This is a genomic window from Pacificispira spongiicola (assembly GCF_012926505.1).
GTDB lineage: Bacteria > Pseudomonadota > Alphaproteobacteria > UBA8366 > Aestuariispiraceae > Pacificispira > Pacificispira spongiicola.
Map to the genome: position 1 here is coordinate 487,424 of NZ_JABBNT010000002.1, position 26,312 is coordinate 513,735.

Sequence of the window (26,312 nt, forward strand, 5' to 3'; positions counted from 1 at the left end):
TGATGCAGATTTTCAGGGAGGTTTCAGAATTTCCGGGCCATTGCCGTGGGGCCGTGATCGCCTTGGGCAATTTCGACGGCGTGCATCGCGGCCACCAATCGGTGATCGGTCAGGCAGGCGAAATCGCCGAAGAAAAGGGCGTGCCCCTGGGCATTCTGACCTTCGAACCGCATCCGCGCGTTTTCTTCCGCCCCGACGATCCGCCGTTCCGCCTAACGCCGATGCAGAACAAGGCGCATCACCTGCAGGCGCTGGGCGTCGATTTCATGGTCTGTCTGAACTTTGACGCACCCCTGGCCGGGTTGGACGCCCAGGCTTTCATCGACCGCATCCTCGTGGATTCCCTGGGGGTCGGCACGCTGGTCGTCGGTTACGACTTCAAGTTCGGCAAGGGCCGCGGTGGCGACACGGAAATGCTGATCGCCGATCCACGTTTCGAAACCAAGGTGATTTCCCCGGCGACCTCCGCCAATGGAGAGGTCTATTCATCGACGAAAATCCGCGACTACCTGGCGGAAGGCGATCCGGGCCGGGCCGCCGCCCTATTGGGCCGCCCGTTCGAAATCGAAGGCGAGGTTTTGAAGGGTGCGCAATTGGGCCGAACCATCGGGTTCCCGACCGCCAATCTGGAGCTTGGCGATTATGTTCGTCCGGCCTACGGCGTCTATGCCGTGCGCGCCGGGGCGGAAACCGGTCGGGTCGGCGAAACAATTTGGTGTGACGGCGTCGCCAATCTGGGCAAGCGCCCGACCGTCGATGGGCTGGCGGAGAAGTTCGAAGTCCATATCTTCGACTTCAACCGCGATCTTTACGGCACGCATCTGCGCGTCGCCCTGATCGAGTTCATTCGGCCGGAGCGAAAGTTCGACGGATTGGATGCGTTGAAGGCGCAGATCGCGAAGGATACACACACCGCGAAGGTTATCCTGGATACCCGTGCCGCCGGTGCGTAACGAAATCCCTTATTCGGCGGGTTGCGCGACCATCCGGGCTTCGTTCCCCGGTTTCACGCGATGCGCGACCATCCGATCGTAAAGCCGCGTCACCATCTTGCTGCCCGTCCGTTCGAAGGCGAAAGGCAGGATCGCGTGGACCAAACAGCACAGGCCCGCCACCAGCAACGGCCCGGCAAAGCTGAGCGCCGTGCCGAAGTGTTCGCCGTAGCTTTCGCCAACGGAAGCCGGATGCCGGGTGAAGAGGTTGGAAGCCATGGACCTGTCCTTCGCAATCGTGATCTGATACGCATCATAATGCCGGTATATCCGGCGAAATGGGTTTCGTTATTCCACTAAAATTGCCTCTTGAACCGCATTCTATTTTAAGAAACCATCAAAATACCAAAAATTATTCCAAAGACAGATCATGGATTCGATCGACCGAAAGATCCTCGCCGCCCTGCAAGCCGACGCGTCTCTCTCAAGTGCGGAACTGGCCGACAAGGTGGGACTGTCCCCGACGCCGTGCTGGCGGCGGGTGCAGAAGCTGGAAGCGGCCGGGCTGATCCGGAAACGGGTTGCCTTGCTGGACCGGGATAAGCTGCGTGTCGGCACTACAGTCTTCGTGTCGATCCGCACCCGCACCCATTCCGGCGATTGGCTGGGACGTTTCGCCGCGGTTGTGCAGGATATGCCGGAAGTCGTGGAGTTTTATCGGATGAGCGGTGATGTCGATTACGTCATGAAAGTCGTCGTTCCGGACATCCCGGCCTATGATGCTTTCTATAAGCGATTGATATCAAAGATTGATCTGTCGGATGTCTCGTCCAGCTTCGCGATGGAGGAAATCAAGGCGACGACGGCGCTGCCGCTGGATTATCTGTAACCGCCGCCTATGTTACTATTGTCCAAAATGGAGGGAGGATTGACCCATGGGTAGCATGATCGAATTCAAACGCCCCGACGGCCAGACGAGCCCCGGTTATCTGGCGGAAGCCGCAAACGCGAAGGGCAATATCGTCGTCCTCCAGGAATGGTGGGGGCTGAACGACCAGATCAAAAAAACCGCCGATCGTTTCGCCCAGGCTGGCTTCAACGCGCTGGTACCGGATCTGTATCGGGGGCGCCTCGCCTCCGACCAGGACGAGGCCAGCCATATGATGAACGGCCTGGACTTCATGGATGCCGCCCTTCAGGACGTGCGCGGTGCGGTTTTGTACCTGAAGCAAGGCGGCGGCAAAACGGCGGTCGGCGGGTTTTGCATGGGCGGCGCGCTGACGATCATCGCCGGGGTGAAGGTCCCCGAATGCGATGCGGCCGTTTGCTACTATGGTATCCCGCCGAAGGAAGCCGCCGATCCGGCGCAGATGAAAGTCCCCTTTCTGGCCCATTTCGCGACCCAGGACGACTGGTGCACGCCGGAAGCAGTTGCCCAATTGCGCAAGGACATGCAGGGTCTGTCCGTCCCCGTAGATATCCACGAATACGAAGGCCACCATGCTTTCTTCAACGAAGCTCGGCCGGAGGTGTTTAACCGCAACGCGGCGGAACTGAGCTGGGATCGCACGATTTCCTTCCTGGAACGCACACTTTAGCACCCAACGAATGCCATTTGCGGTCCGAGGGCGCGGCATTGACCGCGCCTCGCTGCGCCCGGTCGCATGCCGGACGACGGAATATCAGTACTTTTTGGTTGTTGCCGGTGCGTCCCCAATGGGAATCAAATGCAATCGCCCATGTTTTACGCCTGTCTGGGACGTGATGTGATCGGCCATGTTTTGAACGTCCCGCACAGTACCGTTCAACACAGTGGCTTCCACGCAGTTATCGGCATCCACATGCAGGTGGAGCGTTGCCGCTGAAATATCGTGATGATGATGTTGCGTTTCGACCAGTCGCGACGACAACGCTCTTTCATTGTGATTGTACATATAGACGACGCAGCCAACGCATTTCGCATCCTCATCGGTTTCGATCGTCTGGTCGGTGAGCATCTGTCGGACCGCATCCCGAATACCTTCGGACCGGTTCGTATAGCCTTTCCGATCGATCAATTCGTCGAACTTTTTTAGCAGTTCACTATCGATAGTAACGGTGACGCGTTCCATGCGGGTTCATCCAATATTGCGTTGGCGGGGCAGTATGATAATATTTTAATTCGTCATACTATCATAACATGCCCATCCTACAGGGGATTCAGAAATGCAACGACCCTTCTTTCTCGCCAGCATTCTGGCAATGATCGCCTCCCCCGCATTCGCACATACCGGCGTTGGAACGGTTTCCGGCTTCTCCGCGGGCTTCGGCCATCCTATCGGTGGCCTTGACCATGTCTTGGCCATGGTTGCCGTCGGCATCTTGGCGGCACAGCAGGGCGGGAAGTCCTTGTGGACCGTTCCCGCCGCATTTGTCGGCATGATGCTGATCGGCGGGATGGTCGGTATTGCCGGTATCTCAATGCCTTTCGTCGAAATCGGTATCGTTGGCTCGATCGTCGTGCTCGGCGGCGTCATTGCGTTCGGTCGGCAACTGCCGATGGGGGTTGCAATGGCCCTGGTGGGTGTTCTGGCGATTTTCCATGGTCACGCGCATGGCACGGAAATGCCAGCCGACACCAGTGGTGTCCAATACGCAATTGGGTTCATCCTGGCCACCGCATTGCTGCATGCGGCCGGTATCGGTCTAGGGGTCGGTGCCCAGAAGGTCGCGGAAAAAATCGCCCCGATGCTCGTTCGGGTCAGTGGCGGCGCGATCGCGGCGGGCGGTGCGCTTCTGTTCATCGCATAGCCCGAAATTTGGAAGGCGGCCTTTGCCGCCTTCCGATTTCCCCACTGTACGTTTGAATTCGATTCCCGTTCCGCTTCTTCCGGCTTGCGCGTTGGGGGCGATCGGATAGTCTCTCGCGCATGTCGGAAATCTACACGTTACATCGTGGCCACGCGCCGCTGTTGGTCAGCGTTCCCCATGCGGGAACCGCCGTCCCGGACGATATCGCTTGTCGCCTGTCGGAAGAAGCCAAACCGCTTGCCGACACCGATTGGCACGTTCACACGCTCTACGATTTCGCAGCCTCGCTGGGCGCGTCTGTCCTCGTCGCGCATTATTCGCGCTACGTCGTCGATCTGAACCGTCCGCCCGACAATGAAAGCCTGTATCCGGGGCAAACGACCACGGGTCTTATCCCGATCGACACATTCGACGGCAATCCCGTCTACCAAAACGACGTGGACCCGGACCTATCCGAAGTCGTGGGCCGGGTCGACGGATTCTGGCGCCCCTATCACAGCGCCCTGCAGACGGAACTGGACCGGATCAAGGCGGAACACGGCCATGCCGTCCTGTGGGACGCGCATTCCATCGCATCGAAAGTCCCGCGCCTATTCGACGGGCACCTACCGGATTTCAATCTGGGGACCAATGGCGGGAAAAGCTGCGCCGAGGATTTGGCCGATGCGGTCTACGCCAAGGCGCAGTCGGCGGAAGGCTACACATCCGTCCTGAACGGACGTTTCAAGGGCGGATACATCACCCGCCATTACGGCAAGCCGCAAGACGGCATCCATGCGCTGCAACTGGAACTCAGTCAGGCGACCTATATGCAGGAATCAGCGCCCTGGCCCTTCCGGATCGATCTGGCGAACAAGGTCCGCCCGCATCTTCGCGAGATGCTGGAAACCTGTTTGGCTTGGAAAGCCGGCGCATAACGGGATTCAGTCGTCCAGATTCTTACCGACCGAATCCAGGCCGAGAAGGCGCAGGACGCGGTGGTGGTCGCCACCGCCTTCGATCAATTCGACCAGCAATTCGCCGAAGCCCATATTCCCCCAGGCGACCGCGCGTTTGATCAGATAGGGAACCGGACTGTGCGGTTCGGTGCGGATCAGATAATCCGCGACCTCGCTCAACCGTTTATACGCTTCGGCGCGGCTGCGGATTGGCCCGGATGCGACCGCGGGCTGGTTCGGTGCCGCCGCGGCGGTATCCGCTGAAGTGTCGTCGCTGACCGTTGCCATGGTATCGGTCTCCTCTTCCCCGGAAAGGTCGGCGGCGCCGTCCTCTTCGGTTTCCTCCTCGCCCGGCAGGACCCCGCCCTTCTGTTCCAGCCAGGCGCGCAAACGTCCGTCTATATCCGTCAACGCCGCACGGATACGGGACATGGACGGGGCTTCCTTGGGGCATTGTTCTTCCAGAAACAGGTCCAGGCGTTCCAATTCGCCCAGGCATGCCTCCGCCACGGGGATCAAATCCGCGATCCGGTCAACCGGCGTCAGGTCGACGGATGCCTCGAATGCCTGACGCGTCGGATAGCGCCGCTGCTCCCGCTCCGCTTCTTCCGCATCGCGCTGGCGCAGATTGTCGATGCGCAAGACATCCTGCCAATCCTTCAGGCGCATCGGTTCCGCATCGCCGTTCGGCGCCGTGATCGGGACGAGGCGCAGCATGTTCGGGAATTGCTCCGCCGCCCAGCGCAACGGCCCCAGGCGATAATCCAGATCGCCGTCCTCGTCGATGCGCGGGAACATATCCCGCCAGTATTCCTCGCTGAAGGACGATATCAGGTCCAGCCCGCGCCGGAATCCGTGCAACCCTTCCAGATGCGTCCAGGCTTCCGCCAGCCAGACCGCCAGATGCAGGTCCTTGCTGCGCTTCGACAAAGCCTCCGTCGTCAGCTTCTCCACCGCCCGCCAATCGGCACGCTTTACGTCCTTTTCCCAGACGCCCTGCGGCAGGGTGGGGTCTTCCGCACGACGGGCCTCGCGAATTCGGTCGAAAGTCCCTTCATAGCGTAGCGGCTCGCCGCAACGATCCTCACCGTCCAGCGGCGCCAGCAACGCTTCCGGCACCATATCCGTGTCCATGATTTCCGCGTCGGCGGCTTTGCTCATTCTCTGCGCTCCGTCACGGCGACAACCTTGGCGCCTCATAGGGGAACGGCGTCATGATGAGCGGAACCGGCTGACCGTTCAACTGCCCCGCCAATTCGACGCGCAGGTAAAGCCTTGCCGTATCCAGCGTACCGCCGCCTTCCGGACGGGTGCTCAAGTCGATGCGCAGCGTATGCGGGCGCGGATCGACGAATTCGGCGAAATCCTCAGACCCCGACCGGTGCCGCCGGATCAAATCCATCAGCGACCAGACATTGTCATAGGCAATGGTAACCTTGCGTCCATCGACGCGGACATTCGGCCTGTCGGCATTCGCTGCCGGGACGACCGTGGAGTTTTCCGCCCAACGCAGACCGATTTCCACCGGGTCGCCCAGCCCCCAGCGCAAATTTCGTTCCGTATCGCGCAAGGCCACCGTTTCCCCGCCAGACGAGAACTGCCAATCAATCACCTGATCGCCGCCCAATTCGCGGTCCCGGTTCACCCGGAAACTGACGGTCAGGTCGAAGGAAGGCGCGTCTTCGCCCGAGTTCTGAAGCCAGGGATCGAAAAGCTGACGCACCCCGTCCATCCGGGCGATAAATTCCAGCGCCCGGTCACGCTCGAAGCCCAAGTCGTCCGCTTGTTCGAGCGCCCGGCGTGCGCCTTCCGCTTCCCGGTCATACCTTCCAAAGAAGGCACGCAGGTCGCGCGGCGCGATTTCCCGCATATCGGTTTCATAGGGCGTGAGGGTGAACGGATACCGCCCGGCCAGATTGTCGTCGAAACTGTCGGCGATGGCGTTATAGGCCGCTTGTGCCTCCACCCCGGCGAGGTTCAAGCATCGCGCCCGAATACCGCGCGACAGTCTGGAAATCCGATCCAGGAAATAGTCGCTGCTGCGCCGTTCCAGAGCGGCCTCGTCCAGTATCTCCGCACAGGTGGCGAAGGTGACGTCCATCATCGGGCCGGTGATGAAGCGTTCCAATTCGGCGACCGTGTTGTCCGCCTGCTGCAATTCGTATTTTGTCAATTCATCGACAATCCGACGCCATTTATTCAGCAAGACCGCTTCCCCGTCGGACAGACGCATATCGGAACTGCCTAGGAAATCGACGATGGGTTTCGCATATCCCTTGGCAATGATGCTGATACGCCCGCGTTGCTGTGCCAGGACGTCGCGTAATTCGAAAACGTCGCGTGCCCGGAATGCCTCGAGCGAGAGGCCTGAACCGCCGTCCCACCACGTGAAGTCGCCACCACGCGGGGTATAGAGAGACCCGGCGCTGAACAAATTGTCCGCTTCCTGCAACAGCGAGAAAGCGGAGGTAATGCCGATATCCGTCAGATCGAGAAAACTGTCTTCCAGCCCCAATTCGTCATAGGCATTCAGAATCTGCGACAGGATCGGCCCCGCCTCCGAAAAGGCGGCGACGGCGCGGCGCAGGCCTTCTTCCGTTTGCAGGGCATTCGACGACCGGCTGCGGGAGGATAGCAGCGATGCCGCTACCCGGTCGTTGACCGCGCGTTCCACACGCTGCGCCGTTGCCGTCCGGATCAACGATTGAAGGCCACGCGGCACCCGTGGGATTTCGTCCTTCAGAAAGGCGTCGTGTTCTTCGATCAGGTCGAGGCCTTCCTCCAGCGTCTCGCTGTTCCATTCGGAAACCGCGCTGGGCGTCAGGGCCGGAAGGGGCAGATAGCGCGCGTCCCGCATATAGGTCTGGCCATACAGGACCTCGACGACCGATGAAAATTCCAAGACGGTCGGGGACAGCCGCAGCACGGTCCGTTCTTCGTCACGGGCCAGCATCGGCCCGACCGCTAGGGCATCGATATCCGGCAGGATTTCACGCAGCGTCGCCAGCCCTTGCAACATGGCATCGTCGAACTGTGCGGACAGCTCCGGTCCCAATATCCGCGACCCGCCGATCCGTTGGGACATATCGGCATAGGCCGTTGTCGGATCGAATCCGGGATCATCAATCCAAGAAAATTCCGGCTGGCCCAGCATATCGCGTACCTTCACGATACGTTTGCGAATATCGTCCAGTTCCTCGATGCCCGCCGTCCGGCGGCTGGATGCCTCATCGATCGCCGCCGCCAGGGCGCGTATTTCCTCAACCAGCGGATTCCGGCCATATAGCGAGGCGATGGCGGCCTGCGCGACCTGTTCATACTGTCCGCGCATATCGCGGCGATAAGCTTCCAAGGGCACAACGCGGTAATTGGAATCGCTCAAGGCCTTCAAATAGAAATTCGAATTCTCGATAAAGCTTTCAGGCAGATGCACGGCGAAAAGATAGTTCACCAAGCGCCGCAGATCTTCCAGGTTCACCGAATCCCGCAACGCGTTGTAACGCTGCACCGCGGTTTCATAATCGCGCACGGCGGCGACATACCGGCGAAGCGCTTCATATTCCGGTCCGCGTTCAATCGTCTGGGGGCGGTCCGCTTGCAGGATCGCCGTCGCGCCCGGCAACTCGTCGAACACGCTTTGATCCGGATCCCCCGCCGCCGACAGGCGCCCCGCCGCAACACTGCGTCCCCGTTCTTCCAGGGCGGTTCCCATGGTTTCCAGGATGAACAGGTTGAAGGCGTCGGTGGTCATCGCCACGACACGGCTGTTTACATCGGCGAACCAGGATGTCGGGATGAACAGGGAAAACAGCGATCCGGTTTCCAATCCCGCCATGCCTTCCAGCAGGGTCAGGGCCCGTTCGCGGTTGAAGTTACCGGCGGTGCCGTCGTCGGGATTTGCGCGACGAGACGCTTCCACTTCCTCCATATCCGTGCGAACGGTTTCCACGAAGGGCGTTACCGTCGCCACGCGCGGTTCCAGGTTGCTGTGCAGGTACCACAGCATCAATCCGCCCAACACAACGACGCCCGCCGCGCCCGCCTGGGCCACGGTCGCGACACGGTTGCGCGACAACAAGGCCCGGCGTACCGGACGGGCGGAATTCTTTTCCGGGAAAATCTTGGTTTCGAACAGATCGCGCAGAAAGACCGGATAAGCGCCCCTTGCACGCGGCCCACCATAAACGCCAGAAAGGACCGGCGTCGGCCGGTCCAGGGACCGGTCTTCCATCCCGCTGTCGCCGGAGAACCAGACGCCACGCAGCGAGAAACTGTCGTGATAGACGCTGGGCTTGAACAATTGCCGTAAATAGATGCGCAACGGCTCGCGCAGGCCTTCAAACGCTTCCGTGAAGGCGAAAATATCTTCCGCCGTCGCGGGATCGTCGCCGGTCGCGAAGATTTCCATCTGCGCTTCCTCAAGCCCCGCAGAGGTCGTCTCGATCACCTCATCGGCCCAGGGCTCGCGGAATTCGGTTTCGAAACTGTAAGGGCTGGACCAGCCCAGCATATCGGCCAGGGCATGATCCGGCAGGTTCCCGACCAACGCCTTGAAACCGGGCAGGCGGTCCAGCTTCGTCACCACGACATAAACGGGGAAGGCCAACCCCAGTCGCGCCTGCGCCTGCCACAGCCGCTTGTAGAGCGCATCCGCGCGCTGGGCGATGTCTTCCGGCGGACGGATCGCGCCCTGTTCGTCCAGAAAATCCTCAATCGGAACGGTCAGAATGATCCCATCGGCGGGACGGCGCGGACGGAACCGGTCCAGATAGCCCAGGAAATGCCGCCATCCCTTCGAATTGGCGCCGCGCGTATCGCGCTGACGGACCAGACCGCCTGCCACGTCCAAAACGACGCCCCGGTCGAAGAACCACCATTTGCAGGCCGGGCGCAGGTCTTCGAAATCTTCCGCCGGCTGACCGATCGGCAGGTCCATCCCGGCATGGGAAACCAATGTCGATTTCCCGGACTGTTCCGGCCCCAACAACAGAAACCAGGGAATGGCATAAAGCCAATCCCGGCCCGCGACGTGACTGCGCAGCAGCGACAGCGCATGCTTGAAGCTTTTGCGCATCGGCAACAGCGGGATATCGTCCGGTTCCGCGGCGAAGGGTTCGTAATCCGGGTCCGCCTCGCGGTAGCCCTCGCCGTCTTCGTCCGCGTCGTCGGCTCGGCGTTTGCGGACGCGATAGACGACGACCATCAAAACACCGAACAGGATCACCGAAAGAAAGATCAAAAACCCGACGATCCCCGGCAGATACGGGGTCAGTTGGAACAGCAGGTTGCGGATCGAATCCCAAAAACCCATCGCTTAATGCCCGCCCCGTTCGAGGACAGCCAACAGCGGCGCCAACACGTCCATATAGACGAAATGCGCGACCACGATATAGGCAACGACCGCCGCCGCGAACAACCAGATCCAGCGCGTCGGCGACGGTAGCAACCGGGCCGAGGACATGGATTCCGTATGCTGGTAGGCTTCCGGCACCATGCGATGGCTGACTTCCGCCAGATCCGGCCGCTTCTGATAGATGTAATAGTACAATTGGCGCTTATAGTCCGCGATACGGCCCGTATCCCGGTTTCCGGCATAACGCCCCCGGAAGCCCAGCGTCAGCGCCAATAGATAGACGACGGCGACTTCCGCCTGTACCCGATCGCCGGAATGCAGCAAGACGTCCAGGCGCTTATAGAACGCCTCCCCCGCATTGTACGATCCGAAAAGCCGGGTTTCCAAAAGGTCGTTGCGCCAGGCGGTGCGTCCCGGCCAGTCCAGGGACAGGAAGATTTCGTCGGCCAGGGCGGCCATGACGTATTGGGCTTCCTTGTAGTAGAGGACGCCGTAGTCGCCGCCGCGGCGACCGGCCTCCAACGCCTGCATCTCCAATAGGGTTTGCAGCTTCCGAAGCGCCTCTTCCGCCGTCAACCCGCCATGGCGAGCATAAAGATCGGCGTCGAAGTCATCCGCCGCCTCCTCTTCCGGCGCAGCGTCCCCCGGCAAGGGCGGCGGGGCGGCGGACAGGCCCGGCAGCGGCGGCGGTTTCGCACCGCCCAACGGCATCGGCTTTTGAAACGGCTTTTTCGCCTTCGGTTCCGGCATAGCGCGGCCGCTGATCAGCGCGGCGTCGCGCAGCCGTTTCAATTCTTCATAGAATTCGCGGAATTGCTCGACGACATAACCACCGGCGCCGCGCGCAGCGGCCCCCAATCCGCCCCCGCCCGTCATGCCCTGTCCGGCGTTGCCCATGCTCCCCGTCGGCGCGGCCATCACCCGGCCCTACCGATTGTCGCTCGACGGGTTGCGGATATAGAGGACGATTTCCTGCGGTCCTTCCCGCCGGCCCTTGTCGCCGGACAGGATGGACAGGTTTTCGCCCGGCACGATATCGTCGAAATTCATTTCGATCTTGAACAGCACGACACCGCGCGTCGGCACGAGATCCAGCGCCTGTTCCCGGTCGATGCGGTGACGCGGCGCACCCAGGACCCGACGCTCGCGCATCGGCGTGATCACGGATTCCGACCCGACCAGCGCGCCTTCCATCCAGGCAATGACGTCGCTTTCCGTCGCTTCCGGACGCGCCCGGACACCGACGGTCAGGTCGTCGTCGCACCAATCCTGCTCCAGCTTCAGACTGAATATGCCGTCTTCCTCGATAAACGGAATGGCGGTGTAGGATTCAGAAATCCGATCCAGCATCTGGACAATGAAATCGCAGGCGGCGGCATAGGAGATACGCGGATCGTCGTGATCATAGGCGGCCAGCACCGGCGGCACCAAGGCCCCGCCAACCGCCGTCATCGACCCGACGATCTGACACAACGCCAGATACAGGCTGAACGGATGGGTTCGGTCGGTCTTCAACATCGCTTCCAGAACCGGCAGGCCGGATACGATGCCCTGCAGGGTCGCCTGCATTTCGCGCATCATGGGGCGGTCCGACTGCCCCAGGGGCGTGCGTGCGCGTTCGGCCAAGTAAACCGCCTTTTCCCGCAGCCGCGTGGCAAGCGTCTGGCACATTTCACCCAGAACCGACATGCGGGTTACGAACAGTTGCGGCGGCACGAAATTCGTCAGCGTGAACGCCTCTTCCCGCACCGCGACACGAGCGACCGGCAGACCGACATATTTGGCGGGCAACGTTTCCACCGCATGCAGAGACAGGCGGGGTTTCAGTCGGGGAATGGAAATTTCGGATTCCCCCGTTTCCTCGTCGGAAACCGGCATGCCTTCAACGGCGCCATAGCGCGGCAAGTCGCCCCGCGTCGCCTGCCCGCCCAAACGGCGAACCGGAACGGACAGATAGACGGGCAAGCCGTCGCCCGCCAAATCCGACTGTATCGGGGTCAGATCGATTTCCAGCGGCTCTTCGTCGCCCTGCATATGCGACACGATCAGCCCGTCCGGCATCACGGCCTCAAGCTCCAGCACGCGCAGAACACCGCTGACGAGCTGTACCGGGTCGATTTTCAGATGGCGGATACCCCAATGGAAGGGGCTGGCGGTCAGGGCGTGATAGGCGACCAGTTCCTCGCCGCGCACGGCAAGCTGCTGAAAATGCTGCGGCGCCAGCAGCATGCCTTCGTGCCATTGAATGGCATCCGGCAACTCCCGTGCGGATCGCGGCATTCCCCTTCCTTTCCCCTGCTTTACCCGGTTCGGTGACTATCGCCACCCGATCGGCGGCACAGTTGGAACCAGTCTTTACACCTTCCCGATTCCTGCAGAACGGTCAAGGAATCCAAGCCGATCCCATCCCCTAAAGACCGGTATCCGCCGCCCCGACAACGAAGTCGTCGCGTTCCAGTTCGATCCGCATGGCACGGCGCGATTCCAGACGCGCCCGGTGATCGCCGGGCGAGAAATAACTGGCGAACAAAAAACCCGCCACGGCGTCATCGCCGCCGGCGTTTTCCAGCAGATTTTCCGGGACTTCCCAGTTCGACACCACCGAATTCGGCACGATCTCCCAGCTTTTCACGCCGATCCCGTCCGGAAAATCCCGACGTATTTGGGCGCGGCGCGCGAACCAGTCCGACGCGGTCAGGTTCTGCAGGATCGGCACCGCCGTTTCGTCATAGACGAAAACCAGATCGACCGCCGTCGCCGATTGGGCATTGGCGTCTTCCGTCGCAACGATCGTCACCCGTTCCAGAAGGAACACCGTGGACGGCCCACCGCCAAGCCCGCATCCGGACAGCAGCAGCGCCAGACCAGCGGCGCTGGCCGCCTGCGCTATGACCGCTCCGATCCTCATACCTGTCAGCCCGACAGCCGGTTGGCGTGCACGAAGGTCACGATGCCCGATTTCTGGCGCAGGACCTTCACCGCCTCCAGCGCATCCAGACGTGTTTCGAACGACCCGGCGCGCACAAAGAACAGCGACGTTCCGCTCGCTCCGGTTTCCTCGATCACGCTGGCCTGTGCCACACCGCCGAGCTCCCGGACGAGGACATCGGCATTTTTGCGATCCTTGAACGCCCCGAATTGCACGGAATAATTCCCGGCGGCGGGGCCGAGGATTCCCGTCACCGACGCGGAGGCGGTCCTGACCGGTACTTCCGGCTTGGCCGTCGGACGGAAGAAGTTTTCAATCGCGGCAGCTTCCGGTTCCGCCGCAACCCGGACCGACGGCGCCGTCACGGTTTGATCGGGTGCCGGGGCCATGGCCGCACGGCGCGCCTGTTCCGCAACCGCGATTTCCGGGTCCGGCGGCGGCAGAACGTCACGACCGGCCTCCGCCGGAGTGACGAAGCTGTCGCCGGACGTTGCGGCGCGATCCATTTCAGGGGACACCTGTTGCGGGGTTTCCACCGGCGACACCGGCTCGACCTGCGCCGCCTCGACCTGAGCTGGGGGCATGGTGCGGATCGCCAATTCCCCGCCTTCATTCGGTTCGCCGAACATCAGAACGGCGGACAGGAACCCGGTGAAGAAAACCAACAGAACCGCCACGACGCTGCCGGCGATCAACGCGCCTTTCAGGCCCGGCGACGTCGCCGCGCCGAACAAACCGCCCGAGGGCGCCGCATGCCGAATGCGGGGCGCCTCGTCATAAGCATCGGGGCGATAGCTGCGCGGTTGCGGATCGAGATGCTGAAACAGTTTCGCGACGGTCAGGGCGTCGGCACGCGGCGTCCGCCATGCGTCGGACTCGCGCGGACGGGGGTCGGCGACAAGACCGCCCATATCGCGGCCAGTATCCCGGGCCATGTCTCTGGCCGGCTCGCGATTACGATCGGCATAGGCTTCGACACGCACGGACCGGCCGTTCCCCTCGTCCAGGGGAAGCCCGATCCGCGGCCCCGAGCGACCGATCATTCTACCGCCATAGCGTCCGGCCATTCCGCCACCCGCTCCTCAGAAAAAGGCTACCAACACAACATGTTGGCCTAAACCTCGCAACCATCGCCAGATATCGTTCAAGTGGATCGATTGTACCATTATGGCGATTCGATGATCAAGCCGGTAAATATAATAGAATCAAGTAATTACATATCAATATGTAGCGTCCACTTTAAGCGCCTATACAAGATTTCCCATGGCCGGAAAGAGGACAAGTAGAATCAAATGGAGAAGACCGGTCACCGCGTCACGGCCCCGGATTCCACCTATCGATACTTAAAAATGAGTGTTTGCTCAGGGCAGCAGAACCGTCGGAATCGGGACGACCACAGCCCCGCCATGGGCGCAACTGTCCCCGACGCGGGTCATCGGAATACCGCCCGCGAGGGCGGTAGGGGACCCCATAACGACACTGTCCGGCGGCCCGACGCAGACCGCGACGGACCCCGGCCCGATCGCCGGCATTCCGCCGACCAGCACCGTTGGCGCGGACGGCGACACGACCGGTCCCCCGACATGCGGAATGCCGGGGGGCGTCACTTGCGGACATACATGCATCGCGGTCAGCGCCGCAGCGGGCATCGCCATGGTAAGCTCCTTTTCGATCGACAGACTCGCACGGAACGGTCCCCGTTTCTACTCCTCTTCGTCGTCTTCCAGTTCACGGCGGCCGAAGCGGGTTTTTTCCAGCTTCGGGCCTACCGGTTCACCGTCACGAAATTCCTGGCGAAAAGATTCGCGGCCCTTATGGCTGAACTCGACGACCCAGCCTTCCAGCTTGTCGTCGCGATAGGGGCTTTCCTTCACAACCGTGCCGTTGGGCAGCATATCCCAGGCCGGTCCGTTCAGCTTGCCGCCGACGAAGGTTTCCCGCCGCACGACATTGCCGTCCATGTCGTAGTACCGGGCTTCTCCCTGCTTCACCCCATCGACATAGGGTATGCGCGCCATCGGTTTGGCCGTCGGGGAATAGGTCGTCAGCCAGCCGTTTTGAAGGTCGTTGCGAAATTCGACCTCCATCAACCGCCGTCCCTTTTCATAGAAGACGGAGACACCTTCCTTGCGCCCCTGCACGAAGGTGACTGTCTGCTGCACATCGCCGTTATCGTCGAAGAACACGGTTTCCCCATCGACATAACCGCCGACATAGATCGTTCGCTGCACCAACTGACCGTCGCGGTAGAATTCGGACGGGCCGTTCAAAACGCCGTCGGTGAAATAGTGCCGCGCGGAGACGACGCCGTTGTTGTATTCGACATAGTCGCCATGCAGGACGCCGTCCTTGTGGTTGGACAGAAGCGTCACTTCCCCATCCGAATAGAACCGGTTTTCCCCATGCAGGCGCCCATCGACGAATTGGCCGACCTGGGACAGTTCACCGGCGTCATAGAAGCGGGCCTCTCCCTGAATCTTGCCGTTGGAAATCGTGTATTCGCCGCGCAAACTGCCGTCCGGCGCGCGATCGGTATAGATCCCGTCCTTGGGCCGGGGCTTTTTCTTGGGTTTAGGGGCGTCGTCGGTCATCGCCCTATCCCAGTTTCGCGATCGCGGCGGACAGCATGGCCATGACGCCGCCTTTCAACGTGCCGTTCAGGCCGCCTTCAAAAGTGCCGGACAGGCCCCCCTTGGAAGATAGCGACAGGCCGCCCTCTTCCTTCAGGCTCATCCCGCCCTTGATTTCGACCGACATGCCGCCCTCTTCCTTCAGCGACATGCCCGCCTTGCTTTCCGTCGTCATGCCGGATTTCAGGGACAGCTTCATCCCCGCATCGTCGGTGACGTTCATTCCGCCCTTATTGGTCAGGTTCATCTCCGCCTCGTTATCGATATTCATACCGGCGGAATTGCTGATATTCTGGCCTGCGGTATTGGCGATGTTCATCCCGGCGTCGCTGCTCATGCTCTGCCCGGCGGTCGTGTCGTGGTTTTGGCCCGCCTCCACCGTGATGTTCTGCCCGGCCTTGATGGAGATATTGCCGTCGACATCGATGGTCAGATCGCCGGAAACCTTCAACGTGTAATCACCCGTGACCGTATGCGTGAACCCGTCGCCGGTCGTATGGGTCTGCGACCCGTCGATTTTCAGCGTCCGGGTTCCCTTGACGTAGTGATCCTCGTTTCCGGTGTTGATCTTGGACGTCCGGTTGCCCTTCTCGACGGTCAGGATATCGTCGGATTCATTGATCGTCGTCGTGCGTTGATTTTCGACGACGCTATTCCAGTCCTTTTGAGCGTGAAGGTAGACTTCCTCGTCGCCCGCCTTGTCCTCGAAGCGGAATTCGTTCGATCCGCCGCCCCCTTTGGAGGAATTGGATTTGATCGTCGCCTTCGTCTGGTCGTCCGGCAGGGTATAGGGCTGTACTTGTTCGCCGTTATAGACACAGCCGGTGATCAGCGGGCGGTCGGGGTCGCCTTCTAGGAAGGACACTACGACCTCCATCCCGATGCGCGGCAAAAACCAGCTGCCCCAGCTTTTCCCGGCCCAGCCTTGCGCCACCCGCACCCAGCAGGAGGTATTTTCGTCCTTCTTGCCTTCGCGGTCCCAGTGGAACTGCACTTTCACCCGGCCGAATTCGTCGGTCCAGATTTCCTCCCCCGCCTTGCCGGTCACGACGGCGGTCTGACTGCCATGGATGCGCGGACGGAAGGTCCGTCGGGACGGCCGATAGGCCAAATCCTTCGGGAAGGCCGTGAAATCGTTTTCAAACCCGTTTTCGGAGGCATTGATCGTCACCTCCCCCAAAACGTAATCCGCGTTCAACGATTCCCGACCGTGCCAGATCAGGGAAAAACTATAGCCCGCCGTGAAGGACTTGTGACTGCCGGACCCGGACAGGGATTTGGACCGGGCTTCGAATTCCTGAACACGCAGATTGGCCCGCGTGTCCCCCAGCGTCTTGGCCGCATAGCCGCCCGGATACTCGTAGACTTCCATATCCGACCCGGTACCGTCGCCGTCCGCCGTCGTGGCCAGTTCCGTCGACGGCGTTTGAAAATTGTAGTCGTCGGCGGCGTAGTGGTCCGTCACCACCCGTTCCGAATAGGACAGCGAGAACAGCGCGTCCTCGTCTTCCCGCCCTTGGTGGCTGGTCGGGCGGTAGGTCGCGAAATCCAGGCCGGGACAGCCTTCATGCACATCGGCATCGTCGGCCAGAACCAGCGTATGCTTCCCGTCTTCGTGCCGATGGAAGAAGAAGATGCCTTCATCCTCCATCAGGCGCGACAGGAAGTCGTAAACGGTTTCATTGTATTGCACGCAATAGTCCCGCGTCTCATAGGCGGAACTGGTCTCCAGCGCGTAATCCGTGACGCCGATTTCCCCCAACAGCTGTTCGGCGATATCGGTGACGGACATGTCCTGAAAGATGCGGCAATCCATCTTGCGGGTGCCGAGCCACAGCTTGGGCCGGATCACCGCGCGGTAGGTCCAAAACCGGGCGTCGTAACCGCCTTGCGAGAATTCCGTGACCAGACCGTCGATATAGCGCGTGGTCGATCCGTCCGCGTGGTGAATCGCGACCGTGACCGTCTGCCCCACAATAGCGGTGAAATCCAATTCCCCGTCTTCCGACACCATGTCGAGTTCAAAGACGAACAGATCCGACAGCGCCTCCCGCCCGCGCACCGCGCGCAGGATCAGCGCGTCGTCGCCCAGCGGCGTGGTGACGGCCAGATACGCATTCTCCTGGGAGAAACCGGCGGTCTCAGCCATTATCGAAGCTCACCACGAAGCCGGATCCGTCCAGGGTGACTCGCGCCGCCGTGAAGGGCGCGTCTTCCGCCATACGCGCGAGAACCGCGTCGGCCAGCTTGGGCAGCAGGTTTTGGGTCAGGATGGAATCGATGGCCCGCGCGCCGCTTTCGACCTCGCCGGAACGGGCAACGACCGCCTCCTTTACCGTCGGGTCCAGGATCAATTCCGCGCCGTTGTTTTCCGCGAAGCGCTTCGCAATACGGTCCAGTTTCAAATCGACAATCCCGGCGATCTGGTCCTGGCCCAACGGCAGATAGGGAATGACCGTCAGACGGCCCAGGAAGGCAGGTTTGAACCGGGTCAACAATTGCGGGCGGACCTTCGCGATCAAATCGTCCAGCGATGTCGGCTGGTCGGAGAAAGCGGCATCCAGGATCACCTGATCGCCCAAATTGCTGGTCAGGATCAGGACCGTGTTCCGGAAATCGACCTCGATCCCCTCCCCGTCTTCCATCTTGCCCTTATCGAAGACCTGGAAGAACAGTTCCATCACGTCGGGATGGGCCTTTTCCACTTCGTCCAGCAGGACGACGGAATAGGGATTTCGGCGCACGGCCTCCGTCAGGACGCCGCCCTGACCATAGCCGACATAGCCCGGCGGCGCGCCTTTCAAGGAGGATACGGTATGCGCCTCCTGAAATTCGGACATGTTGATGGTGATCAGATTGCGTTCCCCGCCATACAGCAATTCGGCAAGGGTCAGCGCGGTTTCGGTCTTCCCCACGCCGCTGGGCCCCGCGAACAGGAAAACGCCGACCGGCTTCGTCGGGTCGTCCAGTCCGGCCCGATAGGTACGGATACGCCGCGCCACCATGTCCAATGCATGGTCCTGACCGACGATGCGTTGCTTCATACGCTGTTCCAGGTCGATCACGCCCTGGATGTCGTCGCGCATCATCCGGCCCACGGGAATACCGGTCCAGCCAGCGACGACGGAGGCGACGGTATCCCCATCGACCTCGACCGGCACCATGGCGGTTTCGCCCTGCAGGCCCTTCAACTTATCGCGCAATTCGGCATAGGCCGGTCCCGGCGGTTCTCCCTCCAGGCGTTTGGACAGCAGGCCGGTCATTTCCGACACGATGTCGCGTTCCGCCTCCCATTCGCCGGTCAGGCGGGCAAGATCGCCCTCCGCGTCCTTGCGGTCTGCTTCCAACGCCGCCAGACGGACCGCGTGATCGTCTTCCAGCACCCGTTCGCGGCGCAGGATATCGATTTCGACGGTCAGGCGTTCCATGCGACGGGCCGCGGCCTCGACTGCCGCCGGACGGTCCGCCTGGGCGACCGCGACACGGGCGCAGGCGGTATCCAGCACACCGATGGCCTTGTCCGGCAATTGCCGCCCGGCGATGTAGCGCGCGGACAGGGACACGGCCTCCGATATCGCCTCATCCAGGATGCGGACCTTGTGGTGTTCCTCCAGTCGCCTTGCGAGGCCGCGCACCATGGCGACGGCGCGAACCGGGTCCGGTTCGTCCACCTTCACGACTTGGAAACGGCGGGCGAGCGCCGGGTCCTTTTCGATGTATTTCTTATATTCCGCCCAGGTCGTAGCCGCGACGGTCCGCAATTCACCCCGCGCCAAGGCGGGTTTCAGCAGGTTCGCCGCATCGCCCTGCCCCGCCGCGCCGCCCGCGCCGATCAGGGTATGCGCCTCGTCGATGAACATGACGACGGGACGCGGGGACGCGCGGACCGCGTCGATCACGGATTTCAGGCGTTCCTCAAATTCCCCTTTCATGGAGGCACCCGCCTGCAACAGGGCGAGGTCAAGGACGCGCAGATCGACTTCCTTCAACGGTTCCGGCACGTCGCCATCGGCGATGCGTTGCGCCAGACCTTCGACCACGGCGGTCTTCCCGACCCCCGCTTCCCCGGTTAGAATCGGGTTGTTCTGGCGCCGTCGCATCAGGATATCGATCATCTGCCGGATTTCGCCGTCGCGCCCGACAATCGGATCGATCGCACCGACCAGGGCCTGATCGGTCAGCGATACCGTAAAGAGGTCGAGCGCATCCGCGCCCTTGTCTTGGGTGCCTTCGGTTTCCGCCGGGGCTTCGGGGGCCGCCTTGGCTGCCTCTCGCCGCCGTTCGCGGGCCGCCTTCGCGTCGGCCTTGCTGGCCTCCACGGCGCTGGGCATGGCCTCCTTGGACGCGCCGATGATCGACTTCCAACTGTCGCGCAAGCCGTCGCGGGGAATACCGGTAAAGGCGGGAGCCCCCTCGACCAGAGACCCACGGATCGATTCCGTATCCAACGCGGCTTGCAGCAAGGCCGCCGACCGCGTCGCCGCCTGCCCCAGCGTCAGGGAGGAAAACACCCAGGCTTCCTGCAAAAGATCGGCAATCTGCGGCGACAGCGACGGAGTGCGGCTGTTCCCGCGCCGGAAATGGTCGATCGCGTCCTGCAGGTCGGCCATCACGTCGGCGATTTCGACGCCATGCGCCTTCAGTCCCTGGACGGCGTCCGTATCCGGCTGCTCCAGCAGTTTCAGGAGGACGTGTTCAACCTCCACATTGAAATTGGTTTGCTGAACGCAGAGTTGCGCGGCCCCTTCCAGCGCCTTCTTGCAGGCGGGGTTGAGCTTCCCCACCAGCGTCTTCATGTCGAGCTGCATCGCCCCGAAACTCCTCACCGTTCAGGGGAAAGAGTCCGGCGCGATTCGACGTTCGATGCAAGGAAACCCTTGGTTACTGTCCGGCCCTAAACCTCCGCCGGGGCCAGTGACGTGCCGTCGAAGAAACGCCCGTAGCGGAAGGGCGACGGGTCGACGCAGGACGCATGCCCGGTGACCATATCGGCGGCCAAGCGCCCCGCCCCCGGCCCGATGCCGAAACCGTGCCCGGAGAAACCGGACGCCAGGAACAGGCCGGGCAGTTTGTCCATCGGCGCAATGCAGGGAACGGCGTCCGGCGTGGCGTCGATCATGCCCGCCCAATATTCCTCCACGCCCAGATCCTTCAGCACCGGGAAGCGTTTCTTGAAATCCGCCAGACCAGCATCCAGGATTCCGCGATCCGCCGCCGGGTCCAGGACGCGGACCTTTTCGAACGGGCTTTCGCGATCCAGGGACCAATTGGACCCCCGGAACAGTTCCTGAAAGAATCGGCCATCCAGACGCAGCTTGATCGTGTCCTTTTCCGCCTGGAAGGACTCCCAGAACTTTCCCATCCAGCGAATCGCGTCCGGCACGATGTAGAAGGTGGAATCGAAACCGCGCGACAGCGAATATTTTCCGTCTTCCCGGCGCCGGATCGAAAATTCCGGCGTGGACAGGCCGCCCGCCAGAACTTCCGGCCCCGCCGTCGTGCGCATGACGGACGATTTCACGCTCAATTGCGGGAAGGCGATGCCGTGGCGCTTCAGGAACAGGGACGACCACGCGCCCCCGGCCAGCAGCACCGCATCGCAGGCAATCCTCCCCCGTTCGGTTACGACGGCGGAAACATGTCCGGCGGCGGTTTCCAGCCCCCGCACGGCGCAGCCCGTCAGGACGGAAACGCCCTGCCGCTGGGCCGCCGTGGCGATGGCCGGCGCCGCCTTTGACGGTTCCGCCCTGCCGTCGCTGGCGGTCCAGAGCCCGCCTGGATAGTCGCTTTCATATCCGGGGATATGGGCTTTCAATTCGTCCCGGCTTAACACGCGGGTGTCGAGCTGATATTCCTTCGCGATCTCGGCCCATCTTTCGTACTGCGCCAGTTGCGCCTCGTCTTTCGCGACATAGGCGACCCCCGCCTGCCGAAAGCCTGTATCGCCCTCAATCTCTTTGTCCAGACCGCGCCAGATGCGCATGGATTCAAGGATCAGCGGCAGTTCCTTCGGATCGCGGCCCTGCTGACGGCAATATCCCCAATTTCGCGAAGACTGCTCGCCACCGATCACGCCCTTTTCGCACAGCGCCACACTGAACCCACGCCGCGCCAGGAACCAGGCGGAAGAAACGCCGATAATGCCGCCGCCGATAACGACGACATCGACTTTCGCGGGAAGGGTTTCTGACGAGTGTACAGGATCGACCGGCGGGGACATGTTGTCTCCAAAACTGTTACGGATTGAGGAATTGCCGCAAGATGGCGGGACTCATTCTCTTTCGCAATGGTTTGGTGATGGATCAGGTGGCGGTAAGTGCGGCCTTGCCCCGGACACGGACGATGACCTGTTCGTCCTGGTCCGATGCCGCCTCGCTCCGCAGCCAACTTGTCCAACCCAGGCGCAGATCGCCGCCCAGGCGGCTTCGCGGTACCGCCTCCTTCTTCGCCACCAGACGGGCGGTGAAATCGTATTCCGGCGAGACATAGAACATGATGAGCGCCAGAAGCGGCGCATGACGGCTGCCGCCCGGAAGGAAGCTTTCGAAGATGTCTCGATCCAAAGGCCCGATGCGCAGTTCCAGCCCTGCCTGCTGGTTCCAGTAACGCCGTCCCAGAAAGGCGGATTGCCCCAGGACGTTGTTCGATCCGGTCTTCGTGCCGATCCGGGTTTCGTCGCCCGGTTCGATTTCCATCCAATTGCCGACGAACTGGCGCAACGTCACCGGCAGACCGTAATAATCGGATACGATGCGCTCCAGTCCCAGGGCGGTGCGCGGACGGTGCACGAACAACCCGGCATATCGCAGCAACGCCCTATCATCGACGGACATTCGATTGCGCAGCCCATCCGTCCCCAGCCCCAGAAAGGCCCGCAGATAGGACGCGATCCTGGTTTCATGCGGCGGATGCGTATCCAGACCGATACGATGCGCCTTGCGCACCCGCACCATGATGGAGGCCAGCCGATGATTGAAAATATCCAGAAAGGCGCGCCAAGCCGTGTCCTTTTTGGAAATCCGGCGTAGCAGGCGTTCAGTGAAAGGGCGCGGCAACGGTCCCATCGCCCCCGCTAGCCCCATGAAGCGGACGGTCATATCGTCCGGCACCTTTTCCGATCGGGGGAAGTAGGACTTGATGGAACTGGGTGGAAAGGCCAGCGACGGATCGGCCTGAAAATGCACGGCCTCCTTACGCGGGTCGTTCCCCTCGCCGACCGGCACGGATCGCGACGCCGGATCGATACCCACCCCGCGCATCATCTCCACCAGCCGCACCGCCTGATAGAAATCGAAGCGGTAGGGTCGATTATGCAGGTCCTCGATCAGAGGAGGACTTGATCGCCGGCCCTTGGCGGCCATCGCTTCCACTCCCCGTCACGTTGTTGGGACTTCACGGTCAGGCGCGAGAAGGCATTGACCGAGGCATAGAGGCTCAAGAACCGGTCGAGGACGGAGGCCAGCAGGATTGCGCTGGACCCGACGAAGGCGCGTTCGTCGACGGTCAGTTCGACATCGACGCCACGCGCGAAACCGCGCCAGACATCCTGCCCCATGCGGGCGACCGCGCGGCGGCAATCCATACCGACCAGCCCGTTGATCTGCTGTTCCGTGCCGGGCGCCGCGTCATTCGCATACAGGCGCAGAATTTCGCGCAGGGCTTGAAGCGACCCGTCGAACTGGCTGAGCGACAGATAGTTCAGCGACAAATGAGAGATCAGCCGCCACAGGGTTTCGCCCCCAACCGGCGGTTCGACCTGCGCCGTCGGTTTGTAGAGGACGGATATCCCGGAAACCGGCGCGCTGACTTCCGTCTGCAATTCCGCCCCGGCGCGCAATTGTTCGGCAAGGCCGCGATTGGTGCAAAGCGTATGGGCGAACAGCGTCGTCGTCGCGGGCTGGGTCGGCCGGTAGTCCAAATCGACGAAGGATAGATAGACATCCGTCCCCTTTAAATCCGCCCGCGCCGTCGCGTCGCGCCGTGCGAACCAGAATGCCTGCGCATCGCGGCCCTTGGCTTCATGATTGAAGGAAAAGAACGGTTCGACGCGGAAGGAATCCGCCTGTTCCTGGTTGCTGGCCGTCACACTGACGATGGAATGGATTTCCGTCACCGTTTCCCGCCGCCGGTCGCCGACCAATCTGTATTCCGGTTGCCGCCCGTCGATGCGGATCGGTTCCGACGTCTTGCGGAACAGGTTGACGATCGGCGTGGTGAAGGGTCGGAACATATCCGGTTCGACGGACAGGCTGCGCGGCGGCGCGCCTTGCAACAGGATCAGAATATCCAGCGTCTTTTCGGCCCTCGCCTTGGACAGGCCGTCGATATCGAAATACAGGAACTTCTCCGGGAAGGTGAAGTATTCCCGCAGCAGGTGATAGGCGGGCTGGCCATGGTCCGGCACGGGGATCACCGCCTCGTCCCGTTCGAAACCGACCTGGCGGATCGGATTGCCCGGCAGGATCGTTGGCGCGTCCCGTCGGCCGTCGGCAATCAGCGCCACGCCCTTCGCATTGACGAACAGAAGCTCGTAGAGCGCGTCGCTGACAACCTTGTCGCCATGCAGATGCAGGCGCAGGCTATCCATGCCCAACGTGGACAGGGCATCCGCCTGCGTCCGGATCCGAAGGCGCAAGACCGAATGCACATCGACACGGTCGTCCAGAAAATCGTACCGGTCGGTCGATTCAATCGCCGCCTCGTCGATTTCGATGGGCCATAGGGTGACCGGATAGACGCTGCGAAAACGGCAGGTCATGCCGTTCGGCGCTGTCGCGAAAACCTCGCTGCCCTTCGGCAGTTCGTATCCGTCGGTCAGCTTGCCGCGCAGGCTGTCGACATTGAACTGCGCGATCGAAATCGATGGGATCGGCTGCGTGAATTGGGGATACAGGATTCCCAACAATGCCTGCGGGATTTGCGGAAATTCCGCGTCGATATTCTGCTGAATGCGCCCGGTCAGGAAGGCGAAGCTCTCGATCAGGCGTTCGACATGGGGGTCGGGCGATTCCGACCCGCCGATATCCAACCGCGCCGCGATCTTCGGATAGGTATCGGCGAAGGCCTGCCCCATACGGCGCAGATATCCCAGTTCCCGCTGATAGTGGGTGAGTTGCGCATCCCTGCTGGACCCGGCCATGGTGCCCTATCCTTCCATATCCGGATCGGCGGTGCCGTCGATCCTCGCCGGGAACGAAATCGGCTCTATCGTCTCCCCGAAGCGAAGCCCGCCCGACACGACGAGGTCGAGACGCCCCGTCCGGCTCTGAACCGCCTCCACCGTCACGGCGACCTTTGTCAGGCGCGGTTCATAGGCCGCGATGGTCCGCGCGACGTGACGCGCGATCTTTTCCCGGTCGCGCATATTGTTGGTGAACAAGTGACTGAGGTCGACCAAGCCGAAATCGGGCACGCCGCGGTCGTCGTAATCGATTTCGTCTTCCGTCCAGCCGCAGCGCGTATTGATGATCGTATGAACTTCACGGCGAACGGACGTCGCCAAACCATCCAAGTCCAAGACGCGTCGGGGGACGGGTTCGCTAGGCACGCCGGGATTGTCGTCGGTCAATCGGTCGAACAGGGGAACCGGGGCACCTGTCGTTTTCCGCAGGGAAGCCATGCGTCCTCCCAATCCGGTCAAAGGTTCATAAGGTCGTGCTTCTTGACCCGGACTATGTCCTTTTCGCCGTCCAATCCCGGAATATAGAACTGGAAGCCGATTAAATTTGCGGAGGAGGCCGCTACGCCGGGCGCCGTGTTCGCCGCCGCGCCGCCGGCGCTACCACCGCTGGTCGCCGCATTGATCTGCGCGGCAGATTTGTTCTGCCGCCGGATCGGCCCGAAAAACGCATAGGCCGGACGCTTAAGCTTGCCGACAATGGCATATCGTCCGCCAGGATGTTTTCCGAAAAAGGCGGACAGGTCCGAAAAGATATCTTGAGCCGCGCCGGACGGTCCCTTTTTGGCGGCGGCGACCCGGGCATCGAAACCCGGATCGTTCTTGTATTTCTTGTAGGGTGACCAGAAGCTCGGCACACCGTCCGCCGTATTGCCGTTGAAATTCGCTTTCCGGCTAACAGTAAATAGAAGCGTGCCCGCGGGCAGGCGCACCTGTTTCAGGCTGCCGTTCTTGAACGACCGCCGAACATAGCTCGGCAGGTCGCCCTTGTTGGTATTCGCGTTGACTTCGGCGTCCATCCGCGTTCGCCCACCCTATACTGGGGCGACCGATTAAGCGTCGGCGCCCTTGTTGACCGTAACGTCCCATTCGGAAGCGATGGAGCCCGGCTCCTTGTTCTTCTCGTCCTGGACCTTCACTTCCCATTTGATCTTGGTGTAGTTGAAGCTGACGGATTCGACCGGGCTATCGCCGCCGCCGCCGGAAATCGCGATGTTGGAAACGATCGCGTTTTCCATCGTGTAGATCATCTGCGGGGTATGGGCCGCTTCACCGGACGACCGCAGCACCGTGAAGGTGATGGTCCCCAGATTGGCGCCGATGCAGCATTTGTAGTTCAGCAACGGCGAGGATTTGTCCGCGTATTTCGTGACCGTGAAATCCGTGTGTTCGACGCGCCCACGGGACCGGCCGACATTCGACACGTCGGTATGCAGATGGTTGTGCACGGAATGCGAAAAGCTCTGGCAGCTGATCTGCTTTTCATACTTTTCGATCGTGGCTTCACCCTCGATACCCGTGATTTTCAGAACCAATACGTCCATTGTGGTCTTTCCTTATCC

The 26,312-nt window shown here is 61.5% G+C and carries 23 protein-coding genes; 5 read left to right on the plus strand and 18 right to left on the minus strand.

Going from position 1 to position 26,312, the window contains the following annotated elements; genetic code table 11:
* Nucleotides 1–2: 2 nt before the first annotated feature.
* The gene (locus HH303_RS07570; RefSeq protein WP_169624622.1) at nucleotides 3–953 is read left to right on the plus strand and encodes a bifunctional riboflavin kinase/FAD synthetase; all 951 of its coding nucleotides are present in this window, start codon (nucleotides 3–5) and stop codon (nucleotides 951–953) included.
* 9 nt (nucleotides 954–962) lie between these two features.
* Here the strand turns inward: HH303_RS07570 and HH303_RS07575 are convergent, their stop codons facing one another.
* Nucleotides 963–1,211, minus strand: a complete 249-nt coding sequence (locus tag HH303_RS07575) for a DUF6356 family protein (protein ID WP_169624623.1) — start codon at nucleotides 1,209–1,211, stop codon at nucleotides 963–965.
* A 151-nt stretch (nucleotides 1,212–1,362) separates the two neighbouring features.
* On the opposite strand from HH303_RS07575, the gene HH303_RS07580 reads away from it, so the two are divergent.
* Both HH303_RS07580 and HH303_RS07585 read left to right on the plus strand, forming a co-directional pair.
* Nucleotides 1,363–1,821 (plus strand): Lrp/AsnC family transcriptional regulator, encoded by a 459-nt coding sequence (locus HH303_RS07580; RefSeq protein WP_169624624.1) that lies wholly within the window; start codon nucleotides 1,363–1,365, stop codon nucleotides 1,819–1,821.
* Nucleotides 1,822–1,867: 46 nt separating this feature from the next.
* Nucleotides 1,868–2,530: a dienelactone hydrolase family protein gene (locus HH303_RS07585; RefSeq protein ID WP_169624625.1), complete on the plus strand. Its 663-nt coding sequence runs from the start codon at nucleotides 1,868–1,870 to the stop codon at nucleotides 2,528–2,530.
* An 84-nt stretch (nucleotides 2,531–2,614) separates the two neighbouring features.
* Here HH303_RS07585 and nikR read toward each other — a convergent pair whose 3' ends face one another.
* A complete protein-coding gene (gene nikR / locus HH303_RS07590; protein ID WP_169624626.1) occupies nucleotides 2,615–3,043 on the minus strand; it encodes a nickel-responsive transcriptional regulator NikR in 429 nt (142 codons plus the stop codon).
* A gap of 94 nt (nucleotides 3,044–3,137) precedes the next feature.
* On the opposite strand from nikR, the gene HH303_RS07595 reads away from it, so the two are divergent.
* On the plus strand, nucleotides 3,138–3,722 hold the full coding sequence (locus tag HH303_RS07595) for a HupE/UreJ family protein (RefSeq protein ID WP_169624627.1): 585 nt from the start codon (nucleotides 3,138–3,140) through the stop codon (nucleotides 3,720–3,722).
* Nucleotides 3,723–3,841: 119 nt separating this feature from the next.
* Nucleotides 3,842–4,639 carry an N-formylglutamate deformylase gene (gene hutG / locus HH303_RS07600; RefSeq protein ID WP_169624628.1) on the plus strand — a complete coding sequence of 266 codons (798 nt, stop codon included), beginning with the start codon at nucleotides 3,842–3,844 and terminating at the stop codon, nucleotides 4,637–4,639.
* Between the two features lie 6 nt (nucleotides 4,640–4,645).
* On the opposite strand, the gene tssA is transcribed toward hutG, so the two are convergent.
* From tssA to HH303_RS07680, 16 genes are all read right to left on the minus strand, one after another.
* Nucleotides 4,646–5,821 carry a type VI secretion system protein TssA gene (gene tssA, locus HH303_RS07605; RefSeq protein ID WP_169624629.1) on the minus strand — a complete coding sequence of 392 codons (1,176 nt, stop codon included), beginning with the start codon at nucleotides 5,819–5,821 and terminating at the stop codon, nucleotides 4,646–4,648.
* 13 nt (nucleotides 5,822–5,834) lie between these two features.
* Nucleotides 5,835–9,971, minus strand: coding sequence for a type VI secretion protein IcmF/TssM N-terminal domain-containing protein (locus tag HH303_RS07610; RefSeq protein WP_169624630.1), 4,137 nt, complete (start codon nucleotides 9,969–9,971; stop codon nucleotides 5,835–5,837).
* A gap of 3 nt (nucleotides 9,972–9,974) precedes the next feature.
* Nucleotides 9,975–10,931: a DotU family type IV/VI secretion system protein gene (locus HH303_RS07615; protein ID WP_169624631.1), complete on the minus strand. Its 957-nt coding sequence runs from the start codon at nucleotides 10,929–10,931 to the stop codon at nucleotides 9,975–9,977.
* A gap of 9 nt (nucleotides 10,932–10,940) precedes the next feature.
* On the minus strand, nucleotides 10,941–12,293 hold the full coding sequence (tssK, locus tag HH303_RS07620) for a type VI secretion system baseplate subunit TssK (RefSeq protein ID WP_169624632.1): 1,353 nt from the start codon (nucleotides 12,291–12,293) through the stop codon (nucleotides 10,941–10,943).
* Between the two features lie 130 nt (nucleotides 12,294–12,423).
* The gene (locus tag HH303_RS07625) at nucleotides 12,424–12,921 is read right to left on the minus strand and encodes a hypothetical protein (RefSeq protein WP_169624633.1); all 498 of its coding nucleotides are present in this window, start codon (nucleotides 12,919–12,921) and stop codon (nucleotides 12,424–12,426) included.
* Nucleotides 12,922–12,926: 5 nt separating this feature from the next.
* Nucleotides 12,927–14,009: an SPOR domain-containing protein gene (locus tag HH303_RS07630; RefSeq protein ID WP_169624634.1), complete on the minus strand. Its 1,083-nt coding sequence runs from the start codon at nucleotides 14,007–14,009 to the stop codon at nucleotides 12,927–12,929.
* A 294-nt stretch (nucleotides 14,010–14,303) separates the two neighbouring features.
* Complete coding sequence (locus HH303_RS07635) at nucleotides 14,304–14,597, minus strand: PAAR domain-containing protein (RefSeq protein WP_169624635.1); 294 nt, start codon at nucleotides 14,595–14,597, stop codon at nucleotides 14,304–14,306.
* A 48-nt stretch (nucleotides 14,598–14,645) separates the two neighbouring features.
* A complete protein-coding gene (locus HH303_RS07640) occupies nucleotides 14,646–15,533 on the minus strand; it encodes a toxin-antitoxin system YwqK family antitoxin (protein ID WP_169624636.1) in 888 nt (295 codons plus the stop codon).
* A gap of 4 nt (nucleotides 15,534–15,537) precedes the next feature.
* Nucleotides 15,538–17,721, minus strand: a complete 2,184-nt coding sequence (locus tag HH303_RS07645) for a type VI secretion system Vgr family protein (protein ID WP_169624637.1) — start codon at nucleotides 17,719–17,721, stop codon at nucleotides 15,538–15,540.
* Nucleotides 17,714–20,380: a type VI secretion system ATPase TssH gene (gene tssH, locus HH303_RS07650; RefSeq protein ID WP_169624638.1), complete on the minus strand. Its 2,667-nt coding sequence runs from the start codon at nucleotides 20,378–20,380 to the stop codon at nucleotides 17,714–17,716. The genes HH303_RS07645 and tssH overlap by 8 nt, the downstream gene beginning before the upstream one ends.
* An 86-nt stretch (nucleotides 20,381–20,466) precedes the next feature.
* Complete coding sequence (locus HH303_RS07655; RefSeq protein ID WP_169624639.1) at nucleotides 20,467–21,792, minus strand: NAD(P)/FAD-dependent oxidoreductase; 1,326 nt, start codon at nucleotides 21,790–21,792, stop codon at nucleotides 20,467–20,469.
* An 82-nt stretch (nucleotides 21,793–21,874) separates the two neighbouring features.
* Entirely contained in the window at nucleotides 21,875–22,933 is a 1,059-nt protein-coding gene (gene tssG / locus HH303_RS07660) for a type VI secretion system baseplate subunit TssG (protein WP_169624640.1), read from the minus strand.
* Complete coding sequence (tssF, locus tag HH303_RS07665; RefSeq protein WP_169624641.1) at nucleotides 22,897–24,711, minus strand: type VI secretion system baseplate subunit TssF; 1,815 nt, start codon at nucleotides 24,709–24,711, stop codon at nucleotides 22,897–22,899. Before tssF ends, tssG begins: the two co-directional genes overlap by 37 nt.
* A gap of 6 nt (nucleotides 24,712–24,717) precedes the next feature.
* Nucleotides 24,718–25,191, minus strand: coding sequence for a type VI secretion system baseplate subunit TssE (tssE, locus tag HH303_RS07670; protein WP_169624642.1), 474 nt, complete (start codon nucleotides 25,189–25,191; stop codon nucleotides 24,718–24,720).
* A gap of 17 nt (nucleotides 25,192–25,208) precedes the next feature.
* Nucleotides 25,209–25,769 carry a hypothetical protein gene (locus tag HH303_RS07675; protein WP_169624643.1) on the minus strand — a complete coding sequence of 187 codons (561 nt, stop codon included), beginning with the start codon at nucleotides 25,767–25,769 and terminating at the stop codon, nucleotides 25,209–25,211.
* A 33-nt stretch (nucleotides 25,770–25,802) separates the two neighbouring features.
* The gene (locus tag HH303_RS07680; protein ID WP_169624644.1) at nucleotides 25,803–26,294 is read right to left on the minus strand and encodes an Hcp family type VI secretion system effector; all 492 of its coding nucleotides are present in this window, start codon (nucleotides 26,292–26,294) and stop codon (nucleotides 25,803–25,805) included.
* Between the last annotated feature and the right edge of the window lie 18 nt (nucleotides 26,295–26,312).